The organism is Hymenobacter sp. 102, from assembly GCF_049949205.1.
Taxonomy (GTDB): domain Bacteria; phylum Bacteroidota; class Bacteroidia; order Cytophagales; family Hymenobacteraceae; genus Hymenobacter.
Window position 1 is genome coordinate 157,540 of sequence record NZ_CP188174.1, and the last position, 10,333, is coordinate 167,872.

Here is a 10,333-nt window from a genome sequence, read left to right on the forward strand (position 1 = left end):
GGCTTTCTCAATCCGTATTCCACGTCACGCAGTGAAACACGCCCCCTTGCTTGGCCACCGCTCTGCCATCGAGCGGAATTATTTCAAAGTCGGGGTAGAGTTCGTGCAGGCGGCGCAGGACTAGCTCATCCTCTGCTTGGTGGTAGACGGGAATAATTAGTGTCTTCCCCACACTCAGATAGTTGATATACTCGCCCACTGCCGATGTGTAATCGGTATTCTGGTAGGGATTGTAGGGCAAGGGTACACAGTCGAAGCCAGCGCGTCGCAGGGCCTTTAGCAGGCGTTGCCAGATGACGGGCTCATGCCGGCGGTAGTCATTTACCAGGGCCGTTCGCTCATCGAGCAGCTGCACCAACCCGTCAGCATGGCCGGTGAAGTCGTCGGGGTGAGCCGGTACCAAGTCAATCCGGTCTACTTCCAAGGCATCAGCCAGCATGCGCAGCAGCCGGGAGCGGGGCACCATGGGATTCTCGCGTAGCACTTTGTCCGACATAAGTACCCGGCCGAACCGGCTGACCACGTTGCCGCCGTCGACTATGAGCGGGCTCCGCTGGAGCGGTAGGCCCAGCCGGTTTGCTACTGCAGCGCCGTCGGTGATGGTCGTATGCCACCGCTTAGGGCGCAAGTAGTCCGGGAAATAGCGAAACTGCATCAGGCGTCCGCGGGCGGTAGGCACGGGCATAAAATCCCGGGCCCAGATATCCCGGGTTCCGGGCAGGGTAGCGACTGTCGCCCCACTTTTAAGCAGCGCATCAGTAAGGGCCGTCGCGGTAGCGGGGTGCCGCTGGGTGAGGGTGTCGGCCAGGTAGAAGCGGGCAACCGGGCTGGCCGCAATCATAGCCAGCATGGCTTATAGCCCAGGATGCGGCGAACCGTATCAGCATCCATGCGCTGCTGCTTGCAGATGCTTTCCTTGTTCTTGAGGCGGGATAAGTAGCCTTCGTCGGCCAGGAAGCGGTAAGGCCGCGTCACGTAGGGAAGCGCTGTGTCTTCCTCATCAGGCCGAAAGGTTAGCCCTACGCGGGCCGTGCGCCAGGCTGTGGGCGGTGCTTCCGTCGGGGTAGAACTCTCTTCCAGGGAAAGGTACGTCGCGCCGTTCAGCGCGCTGCCCCAGCTGGCTACCAGCGCTCTGGTCAGGAGCTGCGGGCCCATGATGTAGGGGTAGGAGGGCGTTACCTCGTCGGTAGGGGCAGTGCTCAGCAATTGAAGCCCCCGCAGCAGAATGCCACCAAAGCTGTTGCTGTCCCGGTCGCCAAACGTAAGGTCTAGGCTGGTAGCCTTGTTGAAATACCAGTGCAAAGGCTTTAGCTGTTCCGCGTCTCTGTGTACGTAGGGGTCGGGGTGGTTTCGGCTGTGATAGTAAAACTCAAGCTCCGTGATGCGGAAGATTTTGGTTTCTGTCCGCACCACCAAGCGATGCTGAAGCGTGGCGGCTATCTCCGTGAAGAAGTAGTCGATGTCTTCGGGCTGCGCCTCGTGAATCTGCTGCGTCAGGTACTGAAGCCATTCCTTCGGCCGGCTGTAGTTGCGGCGGTCGGCGGCCAACAGGTATTCGCTGAACTCAGCGGCAAAAGGTACTTTCTGCTCGATGAGGTAGCGGGTTTGCGGCAGCCGCCCCGCCAGTGCAGTATGATAGTAGTGACAGATGAATCCTCCCAGCTCAGGTGACCCCGCTACGCGCAGGCCTTCAAGCAGCTCGGGCAGCGAGGCCTGGTCCGTGAGCCAGCACTCGTCATACAGAAAGTAGGTATAGGTCGATGAAGGCAATGCCGCCTCGGTGATGACACGGCTGGCCGGTAGCTGGGCCGCTTTGCCGGCTTTTAAAGTCTCGATTTGATGGGAAGAGAGCATGCGTAATACTGGGCTGATTGGTAATAGATGCCACAACATTACACCGCGAATACATCCGCTCCTAGCGAATTACGAGCATTTTAAAAATGAGCTAAGTAGTTGTTTTAGTAGCAATTATAAAATTTATAATTGCTGCAATAGCAATGATTTATACTGCCGATTTTGCTTGCGCCAACTCTCAGAGGACTGCTAGCGCATCCTTAGTCAGGGTCTTCTTCTAACTCCAGGCTATTGAGATTAAGGAGTGAGTCGCAGGTCCTCTCCACGCTGGTAAGCAGCTTAGTCAGCAGTTGAACATTCGTGTCGCTGCAGCTTTCCAATAGCTCTTTCGAGATGGAGTGTACCTCTCCTCCTCTACGGTATCCGACCAGTCTCTCAATTCATTGGTGATGGCGACCTGAAAAGTGGCGTCGAATAGTAGCTCCCGAATATATATCAGCCTGGCAGCGGCATCGGTTAAGCTCTGCTTATAGGGGTCAGGACTCATGTTATTTAAGGGCTATTGACTTGAGCCAAAGCGAAGCAGATGCAATACTGTTGGCTAGCCGCGTGGACCGCCTATGCTCTAAAGCTCACGGTGCTGCTTAAGCCTTGTAATTGGATATTTTATAACTCACTTCTTCTCATGATATGTATACGCATAGTATTTTCTTGGTCCCAAACTCAACTCTCTACGCTGATACCAAGCAGACATTTCTTCTTTATGTTTACTAATTGAAAATATACTTTCTAAAGTCAAGTATTTGTTGTAATCCGCAATGTTGTCAAGCTCTCCAAAGGTCTTGCCTACTCCCTTTGTATCTAACTGTAAAATTCTTAAAAACTTAAATGCATCACTGTAAACATTGAAAAAAGTCATTAGTCTTTCAAGTAAGTATATATTGTCTAAAGATTTTTCTTTTCAAGAATAAAACTGATAACAGTATCATAATTTGCTTTATATTTATTATTTCTGATATATTGCCTTTTATCTCGAATGCTGTTAAGGGCTTGTTTTATGATATCTCTACCAAGGAAGTCAATGATAATATCAAATTCTATCCCAAGCATTAGCATTGCTACTGCAATTTTCGCATCTTCTTTGTAAAGCATATTAGAAATCTTTAACAAATAAGGGCCATGCGGTGAGCATCTTGCGGTTGACAGTTGAGAAATAACATGAAGAATTCTCCATTGTTTCTCAAAATCAATTTTTACGAAATTAAGGTTCTTGCCGTCGTAATACCAATCTCCTCCATAATAGCTTGAGCAAAATTCAACTGGCATGGTCCAGTAATTCCAAAAATATATCATCATTGTGTCTGCAAGCTCAAAAACACTGGATGATTGCTTTGGAGTATTCATTAACTCCCAATGAACATACCTATTGGTTATAGAATTATAAGGCAGGTCAGAACCTGGCAGTGACACCTCGCTAAGTAGTTCGAGGTTTATTGCAACCATGCCTGGAGGATAAAGAGAGTTATTGTTCTTGAAATACGAGCTTATGTGCATTATGTACTCTGTACTTAGTGCATGTGACATGTTTTAGTACGTATAGGTTATTGCAAAGCCGTGCGGTAGTACGCTTGCTATGGTAAACTGATGCTTCTTATGCACAGCATTCATGATGAGCGATGCTGTATTACCGGATTTGAGGAATCTAAATTTCTGAAACGAGTTGATATTGCCTAAAAACGTTTCATAAATTTCGTCAGCTTCAATCAGCTCAAGAGGGCTTTCAAATATTATCTCACCATTATGCGAAACTCTTAGTTGACTGTTGCTTATATCAAACAAGCAATTTTCCCATGACTTCATAGCGTCTGCAAGATTTTTCTCAGAAGCGATGGAACCATAGTTAATAGTTTCTACAGAAGGTTTGCAAACAATAGAGAATGGGGGAATATTCTTTTTAACATAATAATCTCCTAAATAGAATGTGAATAATTCGTCTACTGTAAATGTGTCATTCTTCACATGTTGAGGCAGATTGTTATAGCTAAGATGAATGCCACAAAGTTCATGGATTCTCCCAGCTAGAATCTGAACACCATCGAATGTAAAATAGCCATCGCGGCTATAATTAAAAGCACCCTTTTGTTTTAAAACTTGGGCAAGCGAATGATTCATAATGAAAGCAGTCGCAATGCATCTATCCGTCAAAGTGTTAGTATTAATTATCAACCCTGCGTCCTTCATTGCCTTCAGGCTCCCTACTTCTATGACATGGGTTAACACATTGTTTATTTCACTGGTGTCATCGCTGCCAGCGTATCTGCTAACGGTGCCTTTGCCAAATTTTTTTATCAAAGAGTCAATAATCGTTTCACTTATGTCGATAAATGTACTTTGGCTAATTTTATTGTCGATGAGCGTATATGCTTCCTTGAGGATTTCAGTGGTCGACACAAGCTTGTGTTTTGAAGGTTAAAGGTCAGTGAAGATATGGATTCTCTTTTTTTTGTGGCCTCCCCCTACGAGCATGTAAGGTAAACCTCAAACGCTAGTTACGTTTTGTCGGCTGCCGTCGCGAACAGGCCAAGCTGCAGGTCCTTGCGAACCTGCAGCGCTTCGGCTTTCTGCTCGGCCAGTAACTGCTTCGCCGCCCGCGAAATAGCCGTGTTGCAATACTTTTCCTTGCTGTTGATGCGGTCCGTTGGATGAATAGCTTTCAGGTCCCACTCCCGCAGAATCTTCTTTACCCCGTCGCGGCCCAGGGTAGGGGCATGAAGCGCGATGTTGCGGTCAGTGACCTTCCAGGCGCGGAGTCGCTCGATGAGTGAGGCCGTGACCGGGTCGGCCAGCCAGGAGGCCGGAATCTTGGTTTGCTGCTTCTGATTTAACTCAAAGCGTAGCCGCACAATCCGGGGCCGGCCCCGGGTGGCCCGCTCAGCTTCGTAGACAGGCTGCATGGTAAAGGCCACGTCGCTTTCGGCCAGCTCCTCCAGCGGCTCTTTAGTGGTGTAGTGCACCAGGTCTTTCACCAGCGGGTACTTCATGAGCACCTTGCCGGACTTGTCTTTTTTGGGCTGCTGGCGCTTGTCCAGCACCGGGCCGCAATCCATCAGCGTCCGGTATTCCTCAATGGTAACTTCCCAGAAGCCGGTATCCTTGAACGCAGATAGTATCTCGAAGAACCGCATGGAGTACCAGCTTTTCAGCCGCATATAGTGCGAGAGCTGGTAGCTGGTATAATGGGCTACGTTGATGAAGTAGTCGGATAGCGCCGGATTCAGCGGTATAGATATAATACCGTTTTTATACCCGGCCGTCTCATCCTTACTGGTATCGAGCAGGTGGCGGGCCCGCCACTCCGACGAGTCCGGGCTCTTGAATGTCCAGATAACCGCCAGCAGTTCCAGAATAGCACCCTCCACCTCTTTATAGACGGTTTCGGCCTTCACGCCGGCGTCCACTACCACGTCGCTGACGCGCATCTGGTAGAAGGGCCGCAGCTCAAAGTCATCATCCCGGATTTGGTCGAGCACCCGTGCCATAATACGCTTCGCCAGCACGCTCATCTTCCGCTGCCGGGAGAAGGTTACGTTCCAATGCTGCTTCACCAGCTCCTTGTGCTGCGGCTCGTAGACCAGCCCCAGGGGTAGCGAGGCGGTGGTCACTTTCTTGTTACTCATAGCGGCTAGATTCCAAATGCAGAAGGACAGTTGGGGATAGAGAGTGACAAAGTAACACGAAATAAAAGGAGTAAGAAATTATCAACTCCTAATAGGTAGGGGTAAAACTCCTTTTAATCATTTCCAGGGTAGGGGTAAAACTCCTTTTAATCGAGAAATGAGTGGGGGTAAAGCTCCTTTTATTCAGTTCAGCCAGTAGGGGTAAAACTCCTTTTAATGCTTCCTACTCCTTATAGTGAACTACCTTGTCTTTTTTAAAAGACAATCAGTAAAAATTCCAACTATGTAGTTTCCCCGAGAAGGAAGCTTTTAGGGATGGTATAAAACCCGTCAGAACCCCGAAAAGCAGACAAACAAAACAGTAAAAAAGAGCATAAAAGCCAAAAAATGGGATTGCACTTTTTTACTATTTAATACTATTATTTTTATAAAGCGTATACTGCTCATCTTACGCCTACGTGCCATTCCTTTGACTTGCCCCAAGCCGGCTAATTCCGATAAAGCGTGGCACTGCCTACACAACGAACAGCCCGTTCCACCCAGGATACAGCGCGTAGGAGAGATGCAGCCATTAAGGACTGAACTGCACCTGCTTCACTGGTCGAAGACGCCACACAGCGCAGATTTGGCCTTGGTTAGATATGTAGTCCAAAAGCTGACCGATAAGGCCATCAGGAGCACCACCTGATTCCATAATTTTCCGGAGTCGATTGCCACAGGCTAAGGTCTAACCAGCGAAATTGCCGCTGGGTCCGGATTGCCCCCCATGGTAGCTAGTCGCTCTTTCAGGCCCGCAATCCACCTTCCTGCCCCGTGGTTGTCCTTTGGATTGATAAGCACTAGAAATTCAAATAGGGCCAGCGCCTCGGCCCACCGCTTCGCTTTCTGCAACTCGACACCCATGGCATAATAGGCCGTTAGCACGAAGCCATTACCAGTGGACTCATAAAGCAATACGTCCCGGCCTTCCTCAAAGGCTTTGGGAAACAGTAGCCGGGCCTGCATAAAGGCCTGCATGAGATAGGTAAGGCCCAAGCCGGGCGTTCGGTTATTGAGCAGCATTCCCAAATGCGAAACCGCGTCTAGGTGCAGTTCCCCGCAGGCGGCCATAATACGCCGGTAGATTCGCTCCGCCTCTTGCGGCGCAGAGGTGTGCAGCGCTTTACCCTGCTGGAATAACGCTTCGTGCTCCAGCACGACTGCCGGATACACCACGCGCCAGTAGCGCGGCTGGTATTCTATCATGCGGAGCTGGTCCATGCGCAGGAACGATAGGAAGGAGGAAGCTCAAAAATACGGAGAAGCTGTACTGCTCCTTAACGGGAAATTCTGCTCCAACTCTAGTGGCCCGTGCGCGAGCCAACGCAATGCTTAGCGTGTAAATCCGCCCAATTGGAAGAACAGCCGCTTCTATACTTCCGCATCAAAGTCTGCCAGTTCCTGTTGAAAGCGAGCCAGACGACCCTTTGTCTTCAGGAAGAGCATGTAGCGCATCTTACCCCGTGTCGGCCCGACATCAAAGCCCAACAAGGTAGCTTGGTAGCCGAAGACATCCAGTAGGCTTTGAATCAGCTTGGGCTCCTGCTTAACAAGGGGGCCATAGTATACCCAGTCCAGCTGCTGCGCATCAACTGCCACGCCCAGGTCCGCGCAGCGGTTCAGTAGCTCCGGCAGGGCCGCCGGCTCGTAAGCGCGCAGATACCCCCGCACCAGGCGTAGTGCGTCTTCATACGTCACGGCAAACGAAGCGTCGAACGAGGGAAAATCGGCTTCAAAACGTGCGGCGGAATCATCATCAAACGTCATACGGTCTGGGGCAGAACTAAAAATGATGGTACAGAGGGGAAACAACGCTAATATTGCCGGTATCTATGGCTCCAGCCACATAATCTCCTGGTCCCAGCCGGCCGGAAAACCCATGTGTTGCCGGTGTAGGCCCGGCGTAATGAGGTCGTATTCGCGCAGTAGCGCTACCACGCGCCGTCCAAAGCTGGAGGTCTGGCTGACCTTCACCATCAGGAAGTTGAAGATGGAGAGGGTGTAATAAATTTTGGTGTTGATGGCCGTGACATTGTGTTCCGTAAGCCAGTAGCCGGCGTGGCCCCGCTGATTGGAGAGCATGGGCTTCATGGAAATGTCCCAGAGCCGGTCGTGGTGCGCGCACTTGTTGCGGACATCGTTGATGCTTTGCATCCAGGAGTCAAACACCCGTAACGCTAGGTTGAAATGGTTGGCAATGGCCAGCTTGGGCGTGGTGTCCACAAACTGGGTAAACAGGTTATAGAGTGTGCCGAAGGAGAGCAGTTCCAGCACCATCCAGGCGGGCGGGTTACGCGGCTGGTCGTAGAAGTGGTAGTAATCGGCGATAAATGTTTTGCTTTTAGCACGGTCCAACTCCCCCCGAATAGTGGAAAGGAGTTTGGAGGAAGCCGCCTGTTCCGCCGGGGTGCCGCGCTTGAAGAAGCGGGCCTGCTCGTACCAGTTGTTGTCGCCGGTATAGCGGGTGATGTGGTAAATGATTTGGGTGCGAAACGATATTTCCAGCCTCTCAATGGCTTCCAGGCAGAGTAGGCGCAGCTGCTTGTCGAACTGATAACGGTGCAGAATGTCGTCGAAAGTAGTGCCGGGCTGAAACTGGCTAGTACCCGGCACCAGAAAGCTGCCCCAGTAGCCACTGAGTCGGTAATAGCTGATGTTGGCCAGGTAACGCAGGGCTCGCGGCTCGTCTGCCACCACCAAGCCCTAGCCTGCAGCTTCTGCAGCTGCTGGGTAAAATCAATAGCTGGCTTGGTGAAGTGGCGGATGGGACGGGGCGGCATAGGGCAGAACGGCAGGCAAAAAAAAACCCACCCTCAGCGGGGTGGGCTTCCGGTCAAACAGCAAGCCGAAACTTGTGACCGAAGAATTTTACGGTACCAACCAAACAGCACCGGCAAAGCCGATGTGGCGGATACTTTTTTGTAGGGCAAAGATACGGCTTTCGGAAAGAAAAGTCAATACGAACGAACTGCTGGCTCCGGCACTCAGTTCTCCAGTTGCCATTCGTAGGCTTGCCGGACTAAATGCATGGCATCGTCCAGGTCGGCGGGCGAGGCGAGGCCGACTTCTGCCTCCCCATTGCCCCAGCGGCCCAGGCCCCGCACATCCTTGCAGAGGTTGCGAGGGTCCCGAATTTCTTCAAAGGGTAAGTTCAGCGAAAGGCGTAGCCGGCTTTTCTGCGGTATGACGTCCACAAAGTTGGTGTCCAGCTTGAAGGCGATGTACAGCTTCTTTACCTCCTGCTTAACCGTGGCATCCAGGTTGAGCACTCGCTTCTGAAAGGCATGAAATAAATCGCCCATCTCGCCGGTCAGAAAGTTAAACTGCTCCAATTTGTACTCCCCATCGGCAGCGGCCTCCGGTTCACGGTAGGGGGTTAACTGCGCGTCGGTTAATGCCGGGGCCACCCAGATTTTCAGGGCCTTCGTGGCCAGGGTCTGCCCGCGCCGCTTGATGGCGTCCTCCGTCCACTGGGCTTCCTTGGCTACGCCGGCATTCAGGCGGATGGGGCTGTCGGCAAAGCCTCCCTCCACTGTTTTCTTGAAAGCAAACGGCTTGTCGCTCAACCGGGAGTTATAGCCCGTCAGCGTGAGGTTGCCGATGGTGTGCAGACGTTCCTCTTGTATCCGACGCCACTCCGGTCCCAATTCATCCCGCCAGGCTTTGGATAGGTTTTCGTTCTGGGGCAGAATATGCTCGATGGTGTATTCATCGACCAGCACCCGCTCTTTGCGCCCGAAGTTTTCCAGCCGGTCAAGGATGTAGTTGCGGAGCCGCAGGTTGTATAAATCCCGGTCCTGAAACTCGCGCTTAAACTCCGCGTCCGTGGGAAAGCGACGGTAGCTGTCTTTTAGCTGAAAGGCCGCATACAGGCTTTCCAGGTACTGTGGCTTGCGAACCAGCCGCCCCAAGGCCGCGAAGGTTTTGTTCAGGCTATTGGTGGGAATGCCGCACACGACGCGCCGGAACACATAGGCCTCAATCAGGCGAACCACCTGCTCGTGCTCCTCGGCCGTCAGATGCCCGTCTTCGTAGTCCGCGTATACTTCCAGCAGAAACGGGGTAGCGGTATCGGCCCGCAGCTCCAACAAATCCTGGTGCGCTCTGCGCAGCCGCACGTCCGCTTCGTGATTGGCTTCGGGCAGCACGATGCGCACGTAATACCCGGCGTAGCGGTGCAGGTCGCGTAGCCGCTCTTCCACCACCGCGGGCACTTTCGTGTCTTTCAGGAAGGTTTTATAGCTGGCATACACCCCGTCGATGCGGGGAATATGCCCGGTTTTGAGCGTCAGATAATCCCGGACAAACCAGTCGAAGTAGTTCGCGTAGTGCTCCCCAAACAGCTGTTCCATCGGGAACCAATAGTGCTCGTAGAGCCGAGCCTGCGTTTTAGGCTCCTGGCCCATGAGTACGTAGTTTCGAATCAGGTCGGCCTGCGAAAGCGCCAGCCCCGTCGAGTTCATGCTCTCGAATATCATCTGCGGGTTGTCAACGCCGCGCTCCAGCGCCACATCCACGATAAATAGCCGCTGCAGGCCGCATATACCGTCCGGGCATTTTCAGGGTCAGGTGCTTGCGGAAGTATTCGTAGTTGCGCCGCACGTTGCTGGCCACCTCGACGGGTGGTTTGGGATGCCCTTCCAGCACGTCAATTAAGGACTGCTTATCACCCCGGGTGAGCATGAGCTTGTAGCGAAGCGCACCCTCTTCTTCGGCATTGAACAGATAGTAGTTTTTCAGCTTGGTGGCCGAGGTGCTTTCCAGCACGTCAGGGTACTGCTGCACCAGTTCCGCCAGCGCTGCCAATAACAGCGTCAGCGTCG

General features: G+C 52.1%; 11 protein-coding genes. All 11 read right to left on the reverse strand.

From position 1 onward, the window contains the following. Positions 1-7 precede the first annotated feature (7 nt). Positions 8-850 carry an agmatine deiminase family protein gene (locus ACN19L_RS24570; protein WP_426491428.1) on the reverse strand — a complete coding sequence of 281 codons (843 nt, stop codon included), beginning with the start codon at positions 848-850 and terminating at the stop codon, positions 8-10. Further along, positions 838-1,854, reverse strand: coding sequence for a hypothetical protein (locus ACN19L_RS24575; RefSeq protein WP_426491429.1), 1,017 nt, complete (start codon positions 1,852-1,854; stop codon positions 838-840). Before ACN19L_RS24575 ends, ACN19L_RS24570 begins: the two co-directional genes overlap by 13 nt. A gap of 613 nt (positions 1,855-2,467) precedes the next feature. Next, positions 2,468-2,713: a hypothetical protein gene (locus ACN19L_RS24580; RefSeq protein ID WP_426491465.1), complete on the reverse strand. Its 246-nt coding sequence runs from the start codon at positions 2,711-2,713 to the stop codon at positions 2,468-2,470. 26 nt (positions 2,714-2,739) lie between these two features. Then, a complete protein-coding gene (locus ACN19L_RS24585; protein ID WP_426491466.1) occupies positions 2,740-3,297 on the reverse strand; it encodes a hypothetical protein in 558 nt (185 codons plus the stop codon). An 84-nt stretch (positions 3,298-3,381) separates the two neighbouring features. Next, positions 3,382-4,245, reverse strand: a complete 864-nt coding sequence (locus tag ACN19L_RS24590) for a hypothetical protein (RefSeq protein ID WP_426491431.1) — start codon at positions 4,243-4,245, stop codon at positions 3,382-3,384. Between the two features lie 98 nt (positions 4,246-4,343). After that, positions 4,344-5,471 carry a replication initiation protein gene (locus ACN19L_RS24595; protein ID WP_426491432.1) on the reverse strand — a complete coding sequence of 376 codons (1,128 nt, stop codon included), beginning with the start codon at positions 5,469-5,471 and terminating at the stop codon, positions 4,344-4,346. A gap of 720 nt (positions 5,472-6,191) precedes the next feature. Beyond that, positions 6,192-6,731, reverse strand: coding sequence for a hypothetical protein (locus tag ACN19L_RS24600; RefSeq protein WP_426491433.1), 540 nt, complete (start codon positions 6,729-6,731; stop codon positions 6,192-6,194). Positions 6,732-6,881: 150 nt separating this feature from the next. Next, entirely contained in the window at positions 6,882-7,277 is a 396-nt protein-coding gene (locus ACN19L_RS24605; RefSeq protein ID WP_426491434.1) for a hypothetical protein, read from the reverse strand. Between the two features lie 63 nt (positions 7,278-7,340). Further along, positions 7,341-8,204, reverse strand: coding sequence for an Abi family protein (locus ACN19L_RS24610; RefSeq protein ID WP_426491467.1), 864 nt, complete (start codon positions 8,202-8,204; stop codon positions 7,341-7,343). Between the two features lie 290 nt (positions 8,205-8,494). Further along, on the reverse strand, positions 8,495-10,021 hold the full coding sequence (locus tag ACN19L_RS24615) for a GmrSD restriction endonuclease domain-containing protein (protein WP_426491468.1): 1,527 nt from the start codon (positions 10,019-10,021) through the stop codon (positions 8,495-8,497). Next, on the reverse strand, positions 9,999-10,316 hold the full coding sequence (locus ACN19L_RS24620) for a hypothetical protein (protein WP_426493626.1): 318 nt from the start codon (positions 10,314-10,316) through the stop codon (positions 9,999-10,001). The genes ACN19L_RS24615 and ACN19L_RS24620 overlap by 23 nt, the downstream gene beginning before the upstream one ends. Positions 10,317-10,333 lie beyond the last annotated feature (17 nt).

Bases quoted from the DNA above. Each gene is read 5' to 3' on its own strand.
- ACN19L_RS24570 (WP_426491428.1), bottom strand. From the start codon at position 850: ATGCTGGCTATGATTGCGGCCAGCCCGGTTGCCCGCTTCTACCTGGCC.
- ACN19L_RS24575 (WP_426491429.1), bottom strand. From the start codon at position 1,854: ATGCTCTCTTCCCATCAAATCGAGACTTTAAAAGCCGGCAAAGCGGCC.
- ACN19L_RS24580 (WP_426491465.1), bottom strand. From the start codon at position 2,713: ATGACTTTTTTCAATGTTTACAGTGATGCATTTAAGTTTTTAAGAATT.
- ACN19L_RS24585 (WP_426491466.1), bottom strand. From the start codon at position 3,297: ATGGTTGCAATAAACCTCGAACTACTTAGCGAGGTGTCACTGCCAGGT.
- ACN19L_RS24595 (WP_426491432.1), bottom strand. From the start codon at position 5,471: ATGAGTAACAAGAAAGTGACCACCGCCTCGCTACCCCTGGGGCTGGTC.
- ACN19L_RS24600 (WP_426491433.1), bottom strand. From the start codon at position 6,731: ATGGACCAGCTCCGCATGATAGAATACCAGCCGCGCTACTGGCGCGTG.
- ACN19L_RS24605 (WP_426491434.1), bottom strand. From the start codon at position 7,277: ATGACGTTTGATGATGATTCCGCCGCACGTTTTGAAGCCGATTTTCCC.